We start from the raw sequence: 19,902 nt of genomic DNA on the forward strand, positions 1-19,902 counted from the left end.
TTAGTAAACCCGAGCCTTTGGCGCGATCTTTGCCAAATCCACATCTTCAGAGAGGGGATCAACATGCACCGCACGCATAGACAGATCGACTTTGCCATCTGGTGATAAGCGCGAAATGGAGTGTTGACGCCAATTCTCATCGTCACGGTCAGGATAATCTTCCCGTGCGTGGGCGCCGCGGCTCTCTTTACGTGCTTCAGCAGAAACAACCGTGGTGATCGCATTGGCCATCAAATTTTCAAGCTCAAGCGTTTCCACCAAATCAGTGTTCCAGATCATTGAGCGGTCATGCACCTTCACATCGGCCATTTCGCCCCAAATCTCTGTCATCCGCTTCACGCCAGACTGCAAGGTTTCTTCGGTGCGGAACACCGCAGCATCTTCCTGCATGGCGCGTTGCATCTTATTGCGTAGCTCAGCCGTTGGCGTAGAGCCATTGGCATTGCGCAAGCGATCAAAGCGGTCCATTGATTTTTCAAAGCTGGCTTCATTCACATCTGGCACAGCAGCTTCTTTGTCCACCACTTTGCCAGCACGAATAGCCGCCGCACGGCCAAACACCACCAAGTCAATCAGCGAGTTGGAGCCCAAGCGGTTCGCCCCGTGCACAGAAGCACAGCCTGCTTCACCCACTGCCATAAGGCCCGGTACAATGGCATCCGGATCATCTGCTGTTGGGTTCAACACTTCACCCCAATAATTGGTCGGCACGCCACCCATATTATAGTGAACAGTTGGGATCACAGGGATCGGCTCGCGGGTCAAATCAACACCAGCAAACACTTTCGCGCTTTCGGTGATGCCCGGCAAACGCTCTGCCAACACATCTGGATCAAGGTGATCGAGATGCAAGAAGATGTGGTCTTTGTTCGGGCCAACGCCGCGGCCTTCACGAATTTCCATCGTCATGCAGCGTGAAACCACGTCACGTGACGCCAAATCCTTGGCGTTCGGCGCATAACGCTCCATAAAGCGCTCGCCTTCAGAGTTGGTCAAATAACCACCCTCACCGCGCGCACCTTCTGTGATCAACACGCCCGCGCCATAAATGCCAGTTGGGTGGAACTGCACAAATTCCATATCCTGCAAAGGCAAGCCCGCGCGCGCCACCATGCCGCCGCCATCACCCGTACAGGTGTGGGCAGACGTGGCAGAGAAATAAGCACGGCCATAACCGCCAGTTGCCAACACAGTTTGCTTGGCGCGGAAGCGGTGAATGGTGCCATCATCCAATTTCCAAGCAATCACGCCTTGGCATTGGCCATCTTCGCTCATCAGCAAGTCTGTGGCGAAATATTCGATAAAGAACTGCGCATTATTGCGCAAAGACTGGCCATAAAGCGTGTGCAAAATAGCGTGACCGGTCCGGTCAGCCGCCGCACATGTGCGTTGCACTGGAGGGCCTTCACCATAATTTTGCATGTGGCCGCCAAATGGGCGCTGATAGATCTTGCCTTCTTCAGTCCGCGAGAAAGGCACACCATAATGCTCAAGCTCATAAACGGCTTTTGGGGCTTCACGTGCGAGATATTCCATCGCATCATTATCGCCTAACCAGTCAGAACCCTTTACAGTGTCATACATATGCCACTGCCAGCTATCCGGGCCCATATTGCCCAAAGATGCCGCAATGCCGCCCTGCGCCGCTACCGTGTGCGAACGGGTGGGAAACACTTTTGAGATACAAGCCGTGCGCAAGCCTTGCTCGGCCATGCCAAGCGTTGCGCGCAAACCTGCACCGCCAGCGCCAACAACCACAACATCAAATTCGTGGTCGACAATTTTATAATCGCCTTTGTTTGCCATGCTGGCTTATCCTCCAAAACTCAATTTCAATAGAGACACAGTGGCGATAATCGCCACACCAAAGGCGAAAAAGCTGTTGAGCATCAACAACAGCCATTTGGTGCTTTCGGTGTGCACATAATCTTCAATCACCACTTGCAGCCCCAAGCGCATATGAATCGCGGCTGACAAAATCGTCAAAATGGCAAAGCCAGTGATAAAGGGATTGGCGAATGTGGCCACCATCTGGGCGCGGTCCGCGCCTACTAGTGTGATCACCAGCCAAACAGAAAACAACATCAGCGGCACATTGGCCAAAGCCGTCATGCGCTGGTTCCAGAAATGCTCAGTGCCGCTTTTGGCAGACCCAAGCCCGGTCACCCGTGATAAAGGTGTGCGAAAACTCATTTTTAGCCCCCCAAAGCGCTAAATCAAAAATAGCCAAACAATGCCCGTGAGAACGACAGAACCACCAATGGTTGCCCAGGCCATGGTGTATCGCTCAGGCCCATAACCTTTGCCAAGGTCCCAAACAAAGTGGCGCAAGCCGCCCAGCAAGTGGTGGAACAAGGCCCAAGTGTAACCGATCAGGATCAGCTTGCCGAACCAGTGGCCAAAAAAGCCCTGTGCAACAGCAAAAGCGCCGTCACTGATGGCAGCAGCGGCCAACCACCACACCAAAAAGGCGGTGCCGGTATAAAGCCCCACCCCAGTGATCCGATGCACGATCGACATCACCATGGTGATTTCTTGCTTATAAATAAGAATATGTGGAGATAAGGGTCTGTTGGGTTCAGCCATGGCGTCAAATGCCCCTTCTATTTGCCCTCGCCGTGCAAACGGCCATTGGTCTAGTGTGGCCAATGATTACCCTTTGACCGTCAATTCGTCAAAGAAAACCATCTCCACCTTAAGTCGGATACCAACGCTTACCTATAGGTAAAGCGTAAATCAAGCTCTCATTTGAAGCAACAGTTACTCATAATCCGTTAATTTCTTGTCCGGGTCATAAGGCTGGTCAGCCACTGGCTTGATCACGGCTTGGCCACACCGCATTTTGCCTGCGGCTTGATCAAAGCAATATTTTGGCTCGCCATAAAGCACCCAACCTTCGCTCAAAGCCTTGGTCACCTTATGGCAGAAGCTGGAATCATCATCAGCGCTGAGAAAACGATAAACATCCATTTTGGCATCTTTCTTTGGGTCAATTGATCAATCTGGCCGATTGATCACATGGTTTTTGAATTTAAACAAACTGTTTAGCGATTTTTATGCTTGTTTTGACCCTCGCAATCAATAAATTGAGCGCAGGGCAATGAGATGAAAGAGACTGATGGCAAATTTTCCAGAGCGACTCATTAAGGGATATAAAGAATTCACCTCCTCGGCGCTGATCAATGAGCGCGAGAAATATAAAGAGCTCGCGGAAAAGGGCCAAAAACCAACCGTACTGATCATTGCATGTTGCGACAGCCGCGCCGCACCGGAAACCATTTTTTCTGCAGGCCCGGGCGAGCTTTTTGTTGTGCGCAATGTGGCCAATTTGGTGCCACCCTACGCGCCAGATGGCAATCACCATTCCACCTCAGCCGCCATTGAATTTGCGGTAAAAGGCTTGGGCGTTAAAGATATTGTGGTGATGGGTCATGGCCGCTGCGGTGGCATTCAGGCCGCGCTTTCCACCGATGGCGCCAAACTGGATGATGGCGATTTTATTGGCAAATGGATGAGCATGCTCGCCCCCGTGGCAGAGCAAGTGGCGGCAACAGATCAAGTGATGACCCCGGCTGAACGTCAAAACGCACTCGAGCGCGTTTCCATTCGCCGCTCTGTGCAAAATTTGCGCGAGTTTCCTTACATCAAGCAGATGGAAAAAGACGGCGCTGTTAATCTACATGGCGCATGGTTCGATATTTCCACGGCTGAATTGTGGGTCATGAATGGCGAAACAGGCGATTTCAGCCGCGCCGAAAACTAGGCAAAAATCTAGTCACGCACCCAGCGATAAAGCCGATCCGGCAAGCCTTCTTCATTGTCGCCCTCGGTGGTCCGCACCAATTTAAAGCCCTGCGCCTCATAAAAGGCGCGGGCGCGTTGGTTTTCTTCAAAACACCACAGCTCCAGCTTAGAACTCTTAGTCTTTGCATGGTCCAACAGTGCTTGGCCAACACCTTGGGCAATCATATCAGGGTGCACATAAAGGTGCGCCACCCAATGATCAATCCGCACCAAAAAGCCAACAAGCTTCTCCGCCAAAACACCGGCATAAACTTCGCCGCGCCCCATCAAATCTTTCAGATGGGCAAAGTCCTGTTCGCGCGTATAAAGGATCGGCAAAAAGGGCAAAAGCTGCTGCCGCGACACGCGGAAAATCTCCACCAAACGCGGCAAATCTTTTTCAACGGCCTTGCGGATTTGAACCATAGCTGCACCTCAAACAAAACACCCGCCAGATCAAATCCGGCGGGTGCCAACATTACCATTAAAATGGTGAAGAGTTACGCGACTTTTTTCAAAAGGCCGCGATTGATGATTGCCTCAGCAATTTGCACTGTGTTTAGCGCAGCGCCTTTGCGCAAATTGTCTGAAACCACCCACATATTGAGGCCGTTTTCCACGGTCGCATCTTCGCGGATACGCGACACAAAAGTGGCGTCCTCACCAGCCGCATCAACGGGGGTGATATAGCCGCCATCTTCGCGCTTATCGACCACCATAATGCCAGGCGCTTCACGCAAAATATCGCGCGCTTCATCTGGTGTGATTTCATTTTCAAACTCAATGTTCACCGCTTCAGAGTGGCTGATAAACACAGGCACACGCACTGCCGTACAAGTCACTTTGATTTTCGGGTCGAGCATCTTTTTGGTCTCAGCCAAAACTTTCCACTCTTCCTTGGTGTACCCATCTTCCATGAACACATCGATGTGCGGGATCGCATTGAAAGCAATCTGTTTTGGATAAACTTCAGGCTCAGGAATGTCAGTGACAAAAATGCCTTTGGTTTGGTTCCAAAGCTCATCCATCGCCGCTTTGCCAGAACCAGAAACAGACTGGTAAGTGGCAACCACAATCCGCTTGATTTTCGCATGATCATGCAAAGGCTTCAGCGCCACAACCAACTGTGCAGTTGAACAGTTTGGGTTCGCAATAATGTTCATGCGCTCTTCTTGCGCCATATAGGCTTCAAGATGATGCGGGTTCACTTCCGGCACGATCAAAGGCACATCTTGGTGGTAGCGCCAGCAAGATGAGTTATCGATCACGATACAACCGGTTTTGCCGATTTTTTCTGCCCATTTTTTGGAAATGTCTGATCCGGCAGACATCAAGCAAAAATCAACACCAGTGAAATCGAATGTTTCAAGGTCTTTACATTTCAGCGTCTTGTCGCCAAACGAAACTTCGCGACCAATTGAGCGTGAAGAGGCCAATGCAATAACCTCATCAGCGGGAAAACCGCGCTCAGCCAGAATGCCCAACATTTCTTGGCCAACATTCCCCGTTGCGCCAACAATTGCAACCTTATAACCCATCTTGATTTTTCCTGTCTCACCCCCGCTTTTGACGTTACGTTAGCCGGATCGTCCCCCTGGCGGGGGCGCTCAGGGAAACTTAGCAGGTTTTGGTGGTTTTCTTCTCGGTCATCTTGCCAACGCCAAGCGCCACATCTCTGGAAAGAGACATGGTTTTAACAGTCATCATAGTTGTGTGCATCAAGTGCATCATGATTGTCGCGTTAGCCGAGTTAATTAAACAAGCGTCGTTGTTGTATCTCATTACCGAGATTAGTCAATAAAGCTTGCCGAAATATTATTTCATCCAGTTACCTCGCGCCAACAACGCAACGCGAGGCATTTTGTTCCCAAAAAGCCGATTAAATCTTAGCGATAATCGCATCGCCCATTTCGGCGGTAGAAACCTTTTTGCAGCCATCTTGCATAATGTCGCCTGTGCGCAAGCCTTCATCCAAAACAGATGAGATTGCACCCTCAAGCTTGTCGGCCAATTCAATCATTTCAAATGAATAGCGCAATGCCATAGCAAAGCTGGCCAACATCGCGATTGGATTCGCCATACCTTGGCCCGCAATATCCGGCGCAGAGCCATGTACTGGCTCATAAAGCGCTTTGCGCTTGCCTGTGTTTGCATCTGGCGCTCCCAAAGAGGCGGAAGGCAACATGCCCAATGAGCCGGTCAACATTGCCGCCGCGTCAGACAAGATGTCACCGAACAAATTGTCGGTCACAATCACATCAAATTGCTTTGGATTGCGCACCAATTGCATGGCGCAATTGTCAGCCAAGATGTGATCCAACTTCACGTCGGCATAATCTTTGTGCACTTCGGTCACCACCTCGTGCCACAACACACCAGATTTCATCACATTGCGTTTTTCAGACGAATGCACGCGATTGTCACGAGTACGGGCCAAATCAAATGCCACACGGGCAATCCGGTCGATTTCATAAGTGTCATAAACTTGGGTGTCGATGCCGCGTTTTTGGCCATCGCCCAAATCGATTATTTCTTTTGGCTCGCCAAAATACACACCGCCGGTCAGCTCACGCACGATCAGAATATCGAGGCCTTCAACCAGCTCTTTTTTCAAAGAAGACGCATCCGCCAAAGCGCTATAGCAAATGGCTGGACGCAAGTTGGCGAACAGGCCCAAATCTTTACGCAACCGCAGCAGGCCAGCTTCCGGGCGTACGTCGTAAGGCACATCATCCCATTTTGGGCCGCCCACAGCACCAAAAATCACCGCATCCGCCTTCAGCGCTTTTTCCATATCTTCTTCGGAAATGGCCTGGCCATGCGCGTCATAGGCGCAACCGCCCACAAGTCCGGTATCATAAGAGAAATCGGCAAGGCCTTTTTCCTTCAGGTGCGCAATAAGCTTTTCCACCTCAGCCATAATTTCAGTGCCAATTCCATCGCCGGGCAACAGCAAAAGATGATTTTGTGCCATAATCACATCCTGAATTTGAATAGAAACTGCCGCTTTGCTAGCGCTCTCAAGCGCAAATAGCAAGGCGTTGCAGCCAGAATGCGTCCTGCCGCAACTTTAGGATGAGGCGATCATACGCTGGTTTCTCATCGCAGCATAAAGATGCAGCGCACCGATCACCAAGGCGAGCGTGGAAAAGGCAAAGTCGCGAAAGACCGGACTTTCTCCATCCGAAAACAAAGTGAGCCCGAAAAACTGGAAAAATAATGCCGATCCGCGCAACACAAAAACGCCACCAATCAGAGCCACCAGCACACGCACGGCCTTGCCATAATTATCCTTGAAGGCCGCCCACAAACAGATCAGGCTCCACGCTAGAAAGACCGCGGCAATCACAAGCGTTAAAAGTGCTGGCCATATCTCCCCCGCAACATCTGCCGCCGCCATCACCTTGCCAGCCCGCAAAAAGATATAAGCTTCACCGCCAAGCACCGCTACAAGCACATGCAACAGTGCCAAAATCAAATCCGCCAATCCGGCCAATAAATAAAGCATTTCATTCCCCACCATACGCCAACGTATGGAACTTAGCTGAATGCTTTGATTTTGGCGAGAGGTGTTTTGACGCAGGCTAAATCCAACCGGTGACCAGCAATATGATCACATAGGCCGCGGCCAATAGATCGACCACAATGCACATGGGCGGATACCAGCTCACCACCTTGGCGCCACGCCCGGTATTGTGCTTGATGAAATCCCAAACCGCGTGCGCGCCCAGACCAATCGGCACAGCCCAAGGCCAAATCAACAGCCCGGCCACTGCCAACCCATAGGTCACCAACGCCGCCAGAAACTCATCACGTTGCTGCTGCGCATCATGGCGATGGCTCAACAGCAAAACCGGGTACACAAGGCCGATCACCATCAAGGCCCCAGCAGCGACTTGCAGCGGATATTGCGGAAAAATCAGGTGCAGAGCGACCAAAAAGGCCACCATCACCCCAATGCCAAAATAAATTGCGTCTTTTGAAAAAGAAAACATCTCATCGCTCCAAATTATGGAGCGATCATAAAGCGGCTTCCACTTGGGGGAAGGTCAAGAAGGGGCACCTGCGGCAATTCGCGCTGTGACTTCAATTTCCACTTTCATTTCAGGCTTAATCAAGCCGCACACCACCATTGTAGCGGCTGGCCGCACCCCGGCAAAATATTTACCGGTCACTTCAAACACCGCCTCGGCATAATCGGCGTCGGTGATGTAGTAATGCGCGCGCACCACATCGTTCAGCGATGCGCCCGCTTCTTTCAGCGCTTTTTCAATCGTCAAAAAGCAGTTTTCAGCCTGTGCCTGCACATCCTCTGGCATTTGCATGGTCGCATAATCATAGCCAGTCGTCCCCGACACATAAACCATGTCGCCATCCACAATTGCCCGTGAATAGCCAGCCTTTTTCTCAAATGGAGAACCTGTGGAGATGCGCGTTACACCCATGGATTAGATCCAAGGCCGCTCTTCTGAAACCTTATCTTCAAAGGTTGAAATGGCTTCGCCCTTTTCCATGGTCAGGCCAACATCGTCCAAACCTTGCAGCAACGCATTTTTGCGTGATGGATCGATCTCAAACTCAACCGTGCCGCCATCCGGCCCCTGAATGGTTTGCGCTTCCAAGTCCACAGTCAATGTCGCGTTTGACCCGCGAGACGCGTCGTCCAACAATTCTTTCAACTGCTCTTCGGTCACCACGATCGGCAAAATGCCGTTTTTAAAGCAGTTATTATAGAAAATATCTGCAAAGCTGGTGGAGATGATGCAGCGAATGCCAAAATCTTTCAGCGCCCATGGAGCGTGCTCACGGCTGGAGCCACAGCCAAAATTGTCGCCTGCCACCAAAATCGACGCATTGCGATAGGCGGGCTTGTTCAGCACAAAATCTGGCTTTTCAGTTTTGCCATCTTCTTCATAGCGCATCTCGGCAAAAGCGGCCACGCCAAGGCCCGTGCGCTTGATGGTTTTGAGATATTGTTTCGGGATAATCATATCTGTATCGATATTGATCAACGGCAATGGGGCAGCAACCCCGGTCAATGTTGTGAACTTATCCATGTGTCGCAATATCCTTTCGTTCCCCTTCAAATGCCCCAGCCTCAAAAGCGCGTCAAGTCGCACTTGCGCCTCAACGTTGAATTTGATCGTAAAAAATGGCTAGATACGCGCAGATATTTTGACCAATAGGAAAAATCATGACGCCTCATAACCATGCCCCCAAAGATGCCTATGCTGAAACCGTGCTGCTACCGGGCGATCCGCTACGCGCAAAATGGGTGGCAGAAACATTTTTGGAAGATGCAAAGCTCGTCAATTCCGTCCGCAATTGCTTAGGCTATACGGGCACTTATAAGGGCAAAAAAGTCTCTGTGCAGGCCACAGGCATGGGCCAACCTTCCCTCGCCATTTATGTGCATGAATTGATCAATATTTATGGCGCAAAAAACTTTATCCGCATCGGCACCTGTGGCGGGTTGAACAAAAAGGTCAAAGTGCGCGATGTGGTGCTGGGCGTTGCCGCCTCCACCGATAGCGCTATGAATGTGGGCACCTTCGGCCGCTATCATTATGCGCCCCACGCCGATTTTGACCTGTTGCGCAAAGCGGCAGACCTTGCCGACACTCGCGAGATGAAGTTCCACGCAGGCGGCATCGTCTCATCTGACGTATTTTATGTTGAGGGCGGCGCCAAAGGTTATCAGCCTTTGCTCGATCACGACATCTTGGCCGTGGAAATGGAAGCCGCCGCGCTTTACACCTTGGCCGCAAAATATAACCGCAAAGCCATCGCCATCTGCACCATGACAGATTGCCTGATCACCGGCGACGAAATCGACGCAGACGCCCGTCAAAGCTCGCTGGAAGATATGGCTACCCTGTCGCTCGACCTAGCGGCATCGATATAAGTGCGGCCAGCGCTTAGGCGCTGGTCAACTGCATTAACCGCGTCTTAACTTTTGCAGACTTTGCCCTTTTATGGCCGCGATTTTCCCGTTCTAATGAGCCAACAGGGAAATTAAAGGCTTTTTGATGCTCGACCATAATAATGCGGCACGCCTGAAAGAGGGCGTTAAGTCACTTGAAATGATGACGCGGTTTGCACTGGCCACGCTGGCACTGGCCAGCGGGGTCTACACCTATCTTGGCGTGCGCAGCCTCATTGATGGCTCTGCCGATATGGTGTTCTTCGCCGCCATCATTTATTCCGCCGCTGTGTCCGTGGGTATTTACGCCTTCTGGACCTATATGATGCGCTTTTTGCCGCTTATGCGCGACAGTGCGCGCCGCGGCGCATTGATCGCCGTGATGGGGCTGGGCAGTTTGATGATTGTGGCCATGTCTTCATGGCTCAACGCCGCCGCCTTAGCAGGTTCCGCTGCGCTTGAACAGCATTTGGCCGTTACCCTTGAAGATTATGTGGCCGATCTCGACAAAGCCCACGGCAATGCCCTATCCGCTCAAAGCCTATTGCCAGATGTGCAGCGCGCGTCGGTTCGCTTTTCCCGCCTTGCGGATGATGAACGCCAGTCCGGCGCGCTCACCGGCACCTCAGGTTCGGGCTCCGTAGTGCAATTGCTCACTCAAATGTCACAGCAATTGGATGAAGTTGGCGCTTCCATCATCGCATCGCGCGAAACCGTAGCCACCCAGTTTGAGCAGGGCTCACAACATTTGGCCAATATGCGTGCGCTTGTTTCTGGCGATGGCGAAGTGCAGCCCCGTGCCGATCAGTTCGCCGCTGAAGCGCTGGCCCTCACCGGGGTCATCGCCTCCTTGCAGGAAACATCTATCGCCGCTTCAGTTGACCGCGCAGCAGAAGACTTGTCATTAGGCTTTATCGCACCTGTAGCCGATGGCGGCACCCAAGATCTGGCCAATCGTCAAGATCGGGTGATGCGCTCAATTATGGACGCCGTGGCGGCACAGTCTAAAGCGCTGCAAACGGCGGCGCAGGATATTCTCAATCAACCCGCCGTACCCACGCGCCGCTTTGTGCCACTCTCAACGCCAGAAGCCGTGTTGCTTTATGCCCGCGACTTCCTGCCATCATGGGCGGGCGCCATCTCCATCGACTTGCTGCCGATGGTATTGGTCTTGATCCTTTCGGTGGTGCATTCCGCTTCCCGTCGTGAAGCCCGCACCTTGGACGTGGCAGATAAAATCACCGCCGCTGAAATGATGCGCGCCGTGGCCCTGTTCCGCGACATGAATGCCGATCTGCCACCTGAGCAGGTCCAAAAAGCCATCGAGCATGCCGCGAAAGAAAAGCTGCCTGACGATGAAAAGCCCACCGCAGCCAAAGAGGATGCATCTAAAGACGAGCCAACTGACACAGAACCACGTGACGACAACATCACGCCCCTGCGCGACAATAAGAAATAACTTATGAGCACCAGCACCAAGACGCGAATTTGGCTTGACGATGGCCGCTTAATGCGGGTGGTCTTCTTCGTGCTGTTGTTCGCCACAGCAATCATTCTGTGGCTCGATTTTGATCAGCTTTACAGTCAGCAATCTGACGCGCCCTACAATCCGCAGCAAGGCGACACGCCCATTTTGCCTTCGGTTGATCGGCCTGAAATCAACCCGAACGATCCGCAATTTGCCCCCAATGAGCGCGTGGAACTCCCACGCGAGACGCTGCAACAGCCGCTGACCGCCACATTGGAATCCGGCAAATTGCTCTCGCTTCAAGGTGCTATTGATGTTGGCTCATTCGCCCGGCTAGAGCCTGAACTCACACGCATGGCTGAATATGTAGAATGGGTTGAAATCAACTCCCCTGGCGGGTCCGTTGATGATGCTTTGGCCTTGGCCAAATTGGTGCGCGAACTTGACCTTAATGTGCGTGTGCCTGCAGGTGGCTACTGCGCCTCCTCCTGCCCGCTCATCTTTGCCGCGGGGGTAAAGCGCGATATGCACCAACGCGCCAATGTCGGCGTCCATCAAATCTACGTCCCTGCCAACGATCCGAACGCCAATCGCAACCCGGCGCAAGCCATGTCAGATGCCCAATCCATCACCGCGCGGATCACCAAGCATTTGGTCGATATGGGGGTGGATGGCGCGATGTGGGTGCACGCCCTCGAAACACCGCCTCAGCGGCTTTACTACTTCACCACAGAGGAAGCCAAATCCTACAAATTGGCCACACTCATCTCAAAATAAAAGCCCCTCGCAAATGCAAGGGGCTTCCAAGAATTCTTTGCCGAAGCGACACGCTTAGATATCGCGCACATCCACAAAACGACCTGCTACTGCAGCAGCTGCCGCCATAGACGGTGACACAAGGTGTGTCCGGCCTTTAAAGCCCTGACGGCCTTCAAAGTTACGGTTTGACGTTGAGGCACAGCGCTCGCCCGGCTTCAACTTATCCGCATTCATCGCCAAGCACATGGAGCAGCCCGGCTCACGCCATTCGCAACCCGCTTCAATGAAGATTTTGTCCAAACCTTCTTCTTCCGCCTGCGCTTTCACCAAGCCAGAACCCGGCACGATCATCACATTCACGCCATCTGCAACTTTCTTGCCTTTCAGCACTTCTGCGGCTGCCCGGAAATCTTCGATCCGGCCATTGGTGCAAGACCCGATAAACACGCGATCAATCGTAATGTCAGTGATTTTAGTGCCTGGCTTCAGGCCCATATATTCCAACGCCCGCCATTTTGAAGCGCGTGTGTTTTCATTTTCAATATCGTCAGGATTTGGCACCACGCCATTGACCGAAACCACATCTTCTGGGCTAGAGCCCCAAGTCACGATTGGTGGCAAGTCAGATGCATCAAGGGTGATTTCCTTGTCAAACTTTGCGCCTTCATCCGTGTGCAATGTGCTCCAATAGGCTTTCGCCATTTCAAAGGCTTCGCCTTTTGGCGCCCGTGGGCGGCCTTCAATATAATCGAAAGTCTTTTGGTCTGGTGCAATCAAGCCAGCGCGCGCACCCGCTTCGATTGACATGTTACAGACGGTCATCCGGCCTTCCATAGAAAGCTCTTGAATGGCTTCGCCCGCATATTCGATCACATGGCCTGTGCCGCCCGCTGTGCCGATCTCGCCGATAATCGCCAAAACAATATCTTTCGCGGTCACGCCTTTTGGCAATTTGCCATTCACAGTAACGCGCATATTTTTAGCTTTAGACTGGATCAATGTTTGCGTTGCCAACACATGCTCAACTTCTGATGTGCCGATACCGTGCGCCAATGCGCCAAATGCACCATGGGTTGAGGTGTGGCTATCGCCGCACACAATGGTCATGCCCGGCAGGGTGAAGCCTTGCTCTGGGCCAACAATGTGCACAACGCCTTGGCGCTTATCCAACTCGTTGAAATATTCAACGTCGAAATCCGCAGCATTCTTCGCCAATGTTTCCACTTGCAATTTGCTGTCTGGATCATCAATGCCCTGCGAGCGATCGGTTGTCGGCACATTGTGGTCAACCACGGCCAATGTGCGCTGCGGCGCCCGCACTTTGCGGCCAGCCAAACGCAGGCCTTCAAACGCTTGTGGACTTGTCACCTCATGCACAAGGTGACGATCAATATAAAGAAGGCTTGTGCCATCTTCATTATTGGTCACCAAGTGATCGTCCCAAATCTTGTCATAAAGCGTACGTGGATTGCCCATTTTATGCAGTCTTTCATTCAAAATTGCCTGATTAAAGTCGTTCTAAAACCAGCGCAAAGCGCGGTCAAGTCACGATCAGGGCATATTCGTCCACCAGACATGGGCCAAAGGTATGAAATTGGCGTGCAAATTTAACGTGGAACCCACCCAAAAAGACTACTGACTTTCTTTACTATCCCTGTTTAAACTCAACATAATTAAAATCAAAAAGGGGATACCCAAAATGGCGCAGGCCACGAGCGCTTACAAGTCTCAGCTCATCGAACTTGCACAATCCAAAAGTCTCACCGATCAAAGTTTTTTGAACTTTCTTGGCCATCTGGTGAACTCCATCGACGACAGCGATTTGAAGAACAAGGATTTGTCCGAACTGCTCGACGCTGCCAAAAGAGCCTATGATCAATTAGGTCAACGCAGCGCCCACCAACATCACATCTCCAATTGGGCACCTGAAGATGCCCACAATGACCACATTGTTGATGCGTTTAATGAAGATATGCCCTTCATTGTCGATAGTGGCCTTGCCGCCATTCGCGCATCCGGTGCGGATATTATTCTGTTTGCCCACCCGATTTTGCCCGTGCGCAAAACCGAGCATGGCATCGAAGTGCTCGAAAAATTCGAAGAAGGCGTGCAAAAAGAAAGCCTATTGCATGTGCATTATCGCCCAGGCCTGAGCGCCAACAACCAGCAAGTGCTGGTGGAAGAGCTCGACAATGCCTTGGTGCAGGTGCGCCACGCGGTGAATGGCTGGCGCCCCATGTTGGAAAAGCTGGGTGAAACCGTGCGCCGCTATCGCGACAATCCTCCACGGATTGACGAAGCGGTGCTGGCAGAAAGCATGCACTTTTTGGGCTGGCTGGCAGACCATAATTTCACCTTTTTGGGCATGCGCGAATATCGGTTGCAGGACCAGAACGGCACCCCGCATTTGGAACCCTTGCCCGAAAGTGGCTTGGGCATTTTGAAAGACCCTGACCTATATTTCCTACGTCACGGTTCAGACTATGTGGAAATGACAGATCAGCACGTGGCGTTCTTGCAAAAATCAGAGCCGCTAATGGTCACCAAAGCCAACATCAAATCTGTCGTGCACCGCCGTGTGCACATGGATTATGTGGGCGTTAAATTGTTTGACGAGCAGGGCAATCTATCCGGCGAACTTCGGATTTTGGGCCTGTTCACATCCATGTCCTTGGCCACGCCACACACCTCTGTGCCGCTTTTGCGCCGCAAGGTGATGCATGTCATGCAACGCTCTGGACATTCTCCAAATTCCCACTCCGGCAAAGCCTTGATGAACGCTTTGGACAATTATCCGCGCGAGGAATTGTTCCAGATCGACGAAAAGCTGCTCTATGAGTTTGCCACCACCATTTCAGAGTTGGCAGACCGGCCGCGCGTGCGGGTGCTGCCGCGTATAGATCCGTTCGACAACTTCGTGTCGGTGCTGCTGTTTATGGCGCGGGATAAATATAACTCGCATATCCGTAAGCAAGTGGGCGAATATCTGGCCGAAAAATATGATGCCCGGGTTTCTGCCTTTTATCCAAATTTCCCAGAAGGTGAGTTGGCTTCCGTTCACTTCATTCTTGGCCGCAATGGCGGGAAAACACCGCAGCCAGATCGGGACGAGTTGGAAGAGCACATCACCAACCTCACCCGTTCCTATGGGGATTGGTTGGCCTCTTTGGTGAAAGACCCACGGTCAATCGCCAGCTATGTGAATGCCTTCACCAATGCCTATCAGGAAAAATATGCCCACGAAGAAGCATTGGTGGATATTGAGCATTTCAAACAACTTGATGATGACATCAAAATCGGTGTGCGGTTGGACAAACATGCCCGCCGCGAAAATGCCTATTCGCTCAAGCTTTATCATCGCTCAACCGCCATTCCATTGAGTGCGCGGGTGCCACTGCTGGAGAATTTCGGCTTTAGCGTGGTTAATGAACGGACCTATACGGTTTCGCCCGAAGGGGAAGAAGAACGTGTGCTCCACGATATGACCCTCAAGGTTGAAGATTTCGAAGGTGATCTCACCGAAATCTCTGATGTGATTGAACGCGCAATCAAAGCCGTTTGGTACAAAGAAGCTGAAAATGATGGCTATAACCGTCTGGCGCTCTTCGCGGCCATGTCATGGGACAATATCGCCATCATCCGCGCCCTATCGCGCTATTTGAAACAGGCCGACATCACCTATTCCCAACGCTATATGTGGGAAACTTTGTCCAAGCATCCGCTGACGGCAAAAGCGATTGTTGATCTGTTCCACGCGCGCCACAACCCGAACTTCAACGGCGATGCGCAACTTGTTGAGCAAAATGCCCGCGAAACCATCAAGCAGACGCTAGATCAAATCACCAGCTTGGATGATGACACCATCTTCCGCCGCTTCGTGAACTTGGTCGATTCGAGCTTGCGCACCAACTTCTTCCAACGCCCGAACGGACAACGGCGTCCGGCCCTGGCCATCAAATTTGACGCATCCAAAGTCAAAGGCCTGCCCGATCCACGTCCATTCCGCGAAATCTTCGTCTATAGCCCACGGGTTGAAGGCGTGCATTTGCGGGGCGGCATGATTGCCCGGGGCGGCTTGCGCTGGTCAGATCGACCTGAAGATTTCCGCACCGAAGTGTTGGGCTTGGTCAAAGCGCAAATGGTGAAAAACGCGGTGATCGTGCCTGTGGGCGCGAAGGGCGGCTTTGTGCCAAAGCAAATGCCAGCCAACCCAACGCGAGAAGAATTTATGGCCGAAGGCACTGCCAGCTATAAAATCTTTATCGGCTCATTGCTCGACATCACCGACAATCTGGATATGGACGAAATCATTCCACCGGAAAATGTAAACCGGTTGGATGGCGATGATCCCTATTTGGTGGTGGCTGCCGATAAAGGCACCGCAACCTTCTCCGACACCGCCAACGCCATTTCTGACGAGCGCAATTTCTGGCTCGGCGACGCTTTCGCCTCTGGCGGCTCTGTGGGTTATGACCATAAAAAAATGGGCATCACGGCCCGGGGTGGCTGGGAAGCGGTGAAACGCCACTTCCGCGAGATGGATCATGACATTCAGTCAGTTCCGTTCACCGCTGTTGGCGTGGGCGATATGTCCGGCGACGTGTTCGGCAATGGCATGCTTTTGTCACGCCAAACCAAATTGGTTGCCGCATTCGATCACCGCGACATCTTTATCGATCCGAATCCAGATCCAGCCTCCTCTTTCGAAGAGCGGAAGCGCTTGTTTGAAATGGGCCGGTCCTCTTGGCAGGATTATGACCAAACCAAGCTCTCAGCTGGTGGCGGTATTTATCCGCGATCTTCAAAATCCATCACAATTTCACCAGAAGCAAAAGCTGCGCTTGGCATTGAGCAAGACCAGCTGAGCCCCAATGAATTGATGTTGGCCATTTTGAAATCTAAGGCCGATCTATTGTGGTTCGGCGGCATCGGCACCTATGTCCGCGCCTCAACTGAAAGCAATGCCGACGTGGGCGACCGCGCCAATGACGCAATCCGCATCACGGGCAGTGAAGTGGGCGCCAAAGTGATCGGCGAAGGCGCCAATTTGGGCACGACCCAATTGGGTCGTGTTGAGTTTGCCCAGCATGGCGGCCGCATCAACACTGATGCGATTGACAACTCTGCCGGCGTGAATTCGTCTGACTTGGAAGTGAACATCAAAATTGCTTTGGGCAGCTTGGTACGCGATGGGCAAATGGATATGCCACAGCGCAACAGCTTCTTAGCCGAAATGACCGATGAAGTTGCTGAATTGTGCTTGCGCAACAACTATTTGCAAACCTTGGCCATCTCTCTGGCCGAACGGCGCAATGTGGCTGATTTGCCGTACCATGCAGACTTCATCAAATCGCTTGAAGCTGCGGGCCAGTTGAACCGCAAGGTTGAATATTTGCCCAAGCATGTGGATTTGATGGAACGCGAAACCCATAATCGCGGGATGACCCGTCCGGAATTGGCGGTGATTTTGGCCTATGCCAAAAACACGCTTTACGCCAAATTGCTGGAATCTGACGTGCCGGACGATCCATATTTGGGCAAAGAACTGTTCCGTTACTTCCCAGAACAATTGACAGCAACTTATCCGGACACGATCACCAACCACCGCTTGCGGCGCGAGGTGATTGCCACGGTGCTATCAAATGCCATGATCAACCGGGGCGGGCCAGATTTTGTGCACCGCATTGCATCTTCCACTGGTGCCGATCCGGCGCAAGTGGCCGCTGCCTATGCGGCTGCCCGCGATAGTTTCGGCCTAACCGATATGAATGCCGCCATTGATGAGTTGGACAATAAAATGTCCGGCCAAACTCAATTGGCCCTTTATGATGAGTTGCGCTCATTGTTGTTGCAGCAATCCGCTTGGTTCATCCGAAATGTCAATTTTGATGACGGCATTTCAAAAGTGGTCGAACGTTACGGCACGGGCATCAACACAATTCGCGGCATGTTGGACGAAATTTTGCCAGCCTTCATCAAGCAAAGTGTTGAAGAGCAAACCGCAAGCTTTGTGAAAGGCGGTGCACCGCAAACCTTGGCCAAGCGGGTGGCGCAGCTTTCTGCCCTCACTTTGGCCACCGAGATTGTGCTGATTGCGGAAAGGGCAGAAACAAGCGTTGAAAACGCTGCCCGCGCCTATTTCGCCATCTTAGAAAACTTCAAGCTGGGCCGCATCACAGAGCAGGTCAACACCATCGAGGTACATGATTATTATGACCGGATGGCGCTTGACCGGGCCATGACCAACCTGATCCGCGCCCAGCGCGACATCACGTTGGACGTGCTGGCCTTTGATGCCAATGATGTCAAAAAGGCCTTTGCCGATTGGAACAATGCCCGCTCTGCTGATATTTCGCGCACCCGCGAGATGGTGGAAAACATCACCGACAGCACCTTGGGCGTGTCCAAGCTCTCGGTGGCAGCGGGTCTTTTGTCTGATTTGGCAAAGGGCAATTGATGAGCAGCTCACCCGCAATTTCAAGCCCGGCGCATCATCGCGCCGGGCAATTTTCTTGGATGCTGTTCGACTTTGCGGCACAGCCCTTCCATACGCTTATTCTAACCTTTATTTTCGCCCCCTATTTCGCCGCCTATCTCAGCCCAAACGCTGTAGATGGCCAGGCCATGTGGGGCTATGCCATTGGCATCGGCGGTTTTGTTATCGCCATTCTCGCCCCGATTTTGGGCGCCATGTCTGATACAACAGGCCCGCGCAAACCCTATATCGCCTTCTTTTCCATCTTTGCCGTGCTCGGCTCAGTGCTGATGTACTTTGCAGCCCCCGGCACAGAAAATGGCGTCCTGTTCGCCGTCGTCGGCGTATTCCTCGCCATTATTGGCTTTGAATTTGCCACCATCTTCAACAATGCCATGATGCCCAATCTGGTAAAGGATGAAGATTTGGGCCTGCTCTCTGGCTTTGGTTGGGCCTTGGGCTATGTTGGCGGCATTCTGACGCTGATCATTATGCTCACCATGATGTCGGCCTCCGCTGAAACGGGCAAAACCCTCATCGGCCTCGACCCCATCTTTGGGCTAGACCCAACCCTTCATGAAGGTGACCGTGCGTCAGGCCCCTTCACCGCGCTTTGGTATTTGATCTTCATCATCCCGCTATTTTTGTTCACACCAGATACGCCGAAAATTGAGCGCACCAAAAATGCGGTTCAACAAGGCCTGCGCAAACTGGTCACAACCCTAAAAAGCCTCCCCCAGCGCAAAAGCTATTTCGCCTATCTGCTGTCCTCCATGTTTTACCGCGATGGCCTAAACGGGCTTTACGCCTTTGGCGGCATTTATGCAGGCGGCGTGTTGGGCCTATCCATCATTCAAATTGGCGTCTTCGGCATTATTGCAGCATTGGCAGGTGCCATCGGCGCCACCATCGGTGCCTTTGCTGATCGCAATTTCGGCCCAAAAGCTGTGGTTACCATTTGCTGCATCCTGCTGATTTTGGCGTGCCTGATTGTTGTCTCAACAACCCAGCAATATGCCCTGTTTGTGATCCCGCTTGAGGCAGAAAGTACGCTACCTCTGATCATCTTCTATATTGCTGGCGCAATCATTGGTGCCGCAGGCGGTTCGGTTCAAGCCGCATCGCGCACACTGCTGGTGCGGCAAGTGCCAAAAGAAGAAGTGGCCGAAGCTTTCGGCCTCTTCGCCCTAACCGGCCGCGCCACCAGCTTCATCGCCCCGCTTAGCGTCGGCCTGATGACCAGCTGGAGCCAATCCCAACAAATCGGCATAACCCCAATCATCGTGCTGTTTGCGCTGGGGGCGTTCGGATTGCTGTTCGTGACAAAGAAATAGATTTTTTGTCTCACCGTCCGGCAATGACGTGAGAGGGTATTCCGGCACCCTGCACAGCATAAAATCAAGGCACCAATCGGCGGGGGTGCCGGGGACGGGAGCGAAGCGACCGGTGGCGGCAATAAAAGACTCTGGGATGCCGGGGTAGCGAGCACCGCGA

Annotated in this window: 18 protein-coding genes; 6 read left to right on the forward strand and 12 right to left on the reverse strand. The window is 52.4% G+C overall.

Annotated elements, in window-relative coordinates; all coding sequences use genetic code 11:
- The 4 genes from sdhA to ATL17_RS13525 form a co-directional block, all read right to left on the reverse strand.
- Positions 1 to 1,806: a succinate dehydrogenase flavoprotein subunit gene (gene sdhA / locus ATL17_RS13510; RefSeq protein WP_133573353.1), complete on the reverse strand. Its 1,806-nt coding sequence runs from the start codon at positions 1,804 to 1,806 to the stop codon at positions 1 to 3.
- Between the two features lie 6 nt (positions 1,807 to 1,812).
- Positions 1,813 to 2,193 carry a succinate dehydrogenase, hydrophobic membrane anchor protein gene (gene sdhD, locus ATL17_RS13515; protein ID WP_133573354.1) on the reverse strand — a complete coding sequence of 127 codons (381 nt, stop codon included), beginning with the start codon at positions 2,191 to 2,193 and terminating at the stop codon, positions 1,813 to 1,815.
- Positions 2,194 to 2,211: 18 nt separating this feature from the next.
- On the reverse strand, positions 2,212 to 2,586 hold the full coding sequence (sdhC, locus tag ATL17_RS13520; RefSeq protein WP_133573355.1) for a succinate dehydrogenase, cytochrome b556 subunit: 375 nt from the start codon (positions 2,584 to 2,586) through the stop codon (positions 2,212 to 2,214).
- Positions 2,587 to 2,760: 174 nt separating this feature from the next.
- Positions 2,761 to 2,970, reverse strand: coding sequence for a DUF1737 domain-containing protein (locus ATL17_RS13525; RefSeq protein WP_133573356.1), 210 nt, complete (start codon positions 2,968 to 2,970; stop codon positions 2,761 to 2,763).
- Between the two features lie 148 nt (positions 2,971 to 3,118).
- Here ATL17_RS13525 and ATL17_RS13530 point away from each other — a divergent pair, with 148 nt between their 5' ends.
- Positions 3,119 to 3,763, forward strand: coding sequence for a carbonic anhydrase (locus ATL17_RS13530; protein WP_133573357.1), 645 nt, complete (start codon positions 3,119 to 3,121; stop codon positions 3,761 to 3,763).
- An 8-nt stretch (positions 3,764 to 3,771) separates the two neighbouring features.
- Here ATL17_RS13530 and ATL17_RS13535 read toward each other — a convergent pair whose 3' ends face one another.
- From ATL17_RS13535 to leuD, 7 genes are all read right to left on the reverse strand, one after another.
- Entirely contained in the window at positions 3,772 to 4,209 is a 438-nt protein-coding gene (locus ATL17_RS13535; RefSeq protein WP_133573358.1) for a GNAT family N-acetyltransferase, read from the reverse strand.
- Between the two features lie 74 nt (positions 4,210 to 4,283).
- The gene (locus tag ATL17_RS13540; RefSeq protein ID WP_133573359.1) at positions 4,284 to 5,321 is read right to left on the reverse strand and encodes an aspartate-semialdehyde dehydrogenase; all 1,038 of its coding nucleotides are present in this window, start codon (positions 5,319 to 5,321) and stop codon (positions 4,284 to 4,286) included.
- A gap of 341 nt (positions 5,322 to 5,662) precedes the next feature.
- Positions 5,663 to 6,757 (reverse strand): 3-isopropylmalate dehydrogenase, encoded by a 1,095-nt coding sequence (gene leuB / locus ATL17_RS13545; protein ID WP_133573360.1) that lies wholly within the window; start codon positions 6,755 to 6,757, stop codon positions 5,663 to 5,665.
- A 96-nt stretch (positions 6,758 to 6,853) separates the two neighbouring features.
- Positions 6,854 to 7,291, reverse strand: a complete 438-nt coding sequence (locus tag ATL17_RS13550; RefSeq protein WP_133573361.1) for a hypothetical protein — start codon at positions 7,289 to 7,291, stop codon at positions 6,854 to 6,856.
- A gap of 76 nt (positions 7,292 to 7,367) precedes the next feature.
- The gene (locus tag ATL17_RS13555; RefSeq protein ID WP_133573362.1) at positions 7,368 to 7,778 is read right to left on the reverse strand and encodes a hypothetical protein; all 411 of its coding nucleotides are present in this window, start codon (positions 7,776 to 7,778) and stop codon (positions 7,368 to 7,370) included.
- Positions 7,779 to 7,832: 54 nt separating this feature from the next.
- Positions 7,833 to 8,228 carry a RidA family protein gene (locus tag ATL17_RS13560; RefSeq protein ID WP_133573363.1) on the reverse strand — a complete coding sequence of 132 codons (396 nt, stop codon included), beginning with the start codon at positions 8,226 to 8,228 and terminating at the stop codon, positions 7,833 to 7,835.
- Positions 8,229 to 8,231: 3 nt separating this feature from the next.
- Complete coding sequence (gene leuD / locus ATL17_RS13565; RefSeq protein ID WP_133573364.1) at positions 8,232 to 8,840, reverse strand: 3-isopropylmalate dehydratase small subunit; 609 nt, start codon at positions 8,838 to 8,840, stop codon at positions 8,232 to 8,234.
- Positions 8,841 to 8,977: 137 nt separating this feature from the next.
- On the opposite strand from leuD, the gene deoD reads away from it, so the two are divergent.
- From deoD to ATL17_RS13580, 3 genes are all read left to right on the forward strand, one after another.
- Positions 8,978 to 9,688 (forward strand): purine-nucleoside phosphorylase, encoded by a 711-nt coding sequence (gene deoD / locus ATL17_RS13570; RefSeq protein ID WP_133573365.1) that lies wholly within the window; start codon positions 8,978 to 8,980, stop codon positions 9,686 to 9,688.
- 124 nt (positions 9,689 to 9,812) lie between these two features.
- Positions 9,813 to 11,165, forward strand: coding sequence for a hypothetical protein (locus ATL17_RS13575; protein ID WP_133573366.1), 1,353 nt, complete (start codon positions 9,813 to 9,815; stop codon positions 11,163 to 11,165).
- 3 nt (positions 11,166 to 11,168) lie between these two features.
- Positions 11,169 to 11,951: a COG3904 family protein gene (locus ATL17_RS13580; protein WP_133573367.1), complete on the forward strand. Its 783-nt coding sequence runs from the start codon at positions 11,169 to 11,171 to the stop codon at positions 11,949 to 11,951.
- A 54-nt stretch (positions 11,952 to 12,005) separates the two neighbouring features.
- On the opposite strand, the gene leuC is transcribed toward ATL17_RS13580, so the two are convergent.
- The gene (leuC, locus tag ATL17_RS13585; protein ID WP_133573368.1) at positions 12,006 to 13,409 is read right to left on the reverse strand and encodes a 3-isopropylmalate dehydratase large subunit; all 1,404 of its coding nucleotides are present in this window, start codon (positions 13,407 to 13,409) and stop codon (positions 12,006 to 12,008) included.
- Positions 13,410 to 13,632: 223 nt separating this feature from the next.
- Here leuC and ATL17_RS13590 point away from each other — a divergent pair, with 223 nt between their 5' ends.
- Together ATL17_RS13590 and ATL17_RS13595 are read left to right on the forward strand one after the other, a co-directional pair.
- On the forward strand, positions 13,633 to 18,390 hold the full coding sequence (locus ATL17_RS13590) for an NAD-glutamate dehydrogenase (protein ID WP_133573369.1): 4,758 nt from the start codon (positions 13,633 to 13,635) through the stop codon (positions 18,388 to 18,390).
- Positions 18,390 to 19,742: an MFS transporter gene (locus ATL17_RS13595; protein ID WP_133573370.1), complete on the forward strand. Its 1,353-nt coding sequence runs from the start codon at positions 18,390 to 18,392 to the stop codon at positions 19,740 to 19,742. The genes ATL17_RS13590 and ATL17_RS13595 overlap by 1 nt, the downstream gene beginning before the upstream one ends.
- The last annotated feature ends 160 nt before the right edge of the window (positions 19,743 to 19,902 follow it).

The sequence above is a fragment of the Maritalea mobilis genome (assembly GCF_004363175.1).
Lineage (GTDB): Bacteria > Pseudomonadota > Alphaproteobacteria > Rhizobiales > Devosiaceae > Maritalea > Maritalea mobilis.

Excerpts from the sequence above, each read along its gene's own strand:
- sdhA (WP_133573353.1), bottom strand. The coding sequence starts at position 1,806 with ATGGCAAACAAAGGCGATTATAAAATTGTCGACCACGAATTTGATGTT.
- sdhD (WP_133573354.1), bottom strand. The coding sequence starts at position 2,193 with ATGAGTTTTCGCACACCTTTATCACGGGTGACCGGGCTTGGGTCTGCC.
- sdhC (WP_133573355.1), bottom strand. The coding sequence starts at position 2,586 with ATGGCTGAACCCAACAGACCCTTATCTCCACATATTCTTATTTATAAG.
- ATL17_RS13525 (WP_133573356.1), bottom strand. The coding sequence starts at position 2,970 with ATGGATGTTTATCGTTTTCTCAGCGCTGATGATGATTCCAGCTTCTGC.
- ATL17_RS13530 (WP_133573357.1), top strand. The coding sequence starts at position 3,119 with ATGGCAAATTTTCCAGAGCGACTCATTAAGGGATATAAAGAATTCACC.
- ATL17_RS13535 (WP_133573358.1), bottom strand. The coding sequence starts at position 4,209 with ATGGTTCAAATCCGCAAGGCCGTTGAAAAAGATTTGCCGCGTTTGGTG.
- ATL17_RS13540 (WP_133573359.1), bottom strand. The coding sequence starts at position 5,321 with ATGGGTTATAAGGTTGCAATTGTTGGCGCAACGGGGAATGTTGGCCAA.
- leuB (WP_133573360.1), bottom strand. The coding sequence starts at position 6,757 with ATGGCACAAAATCATCTTTTGCTGTTGCCCGGCGATGGAATTGGCACT.
- ATL17_RS13550 (WP_133573361.1), bottom strand. The coding sequence starts at position 7,291 with ATGCTTTATTTATTGGCCGGATTGGCGGATTTGATTTTGGCACTGTTG.
- ATL17_RS13555 (WP_133573362.1), bottom strand. The coding sequence starts at position 7,778 with ATGTTTTCTTTTTCAAAAGACGCAATTTATTTTGGCATTGGGGTGATG.
- ATL17_RS13560 (WP_133573363.1), bottom strand. The coding sequence starts at position 8,228 with ATGGGTGTAACGCGCATCTCCACAGGTTCTCCATTTGAGAAAAAGGCT.
- leuD (WP_133573364.1), bottom strand. The coding sequence starts at position 8,840 with ATGGATAAGTTCACAACATTGACCGGGGTTGCTGCCCCATTGCCGTTG.
- deoD (WP_133573365.1), top strand. The coding sequence starts at position 8,978 with ATGACGCCTCATAACCATGCCCCCAAAGATGCCTATGCTGAAACCGTG.
- ATL17_RS13575 (WP_133573366.1), top strand. The coding sequence starts at position 9,813 with ATGCTCGACCATAATAATGCGGCACGCCTGAAAGAGGGCGTTAAGTCA.
- ATL17_RS13580 (WP_133573367.1), top strand. The coding sequence starts at position 11,169 with ATGAGCACCAGCACCAAGACGCGAATTTGGCTTGACGATGGCCGCTTA.
- leuC (WP_133573368.1), bottom strand. The coding sequence starts at position 13,409 with ATGGGCAATCCACGTACGCTTTATGACAAGATTTGGGACGATCACTTG.
- ATL17_RS13590 (WP_133573369.1), top strand. The coding sequence starts at position 13,633 with ATGGCGCAGGCCACGAGCGCTTACAAGTCTCAGCTCATCGAACTTGCA.
- ATL17_RS13595 (WP_133573370.1), top strand. The coding sequence starts at position 18,390 with ATGAGCAGCTCACCCGCAATTTCAAGCCCGGCGCATCATCGCGCCGGG.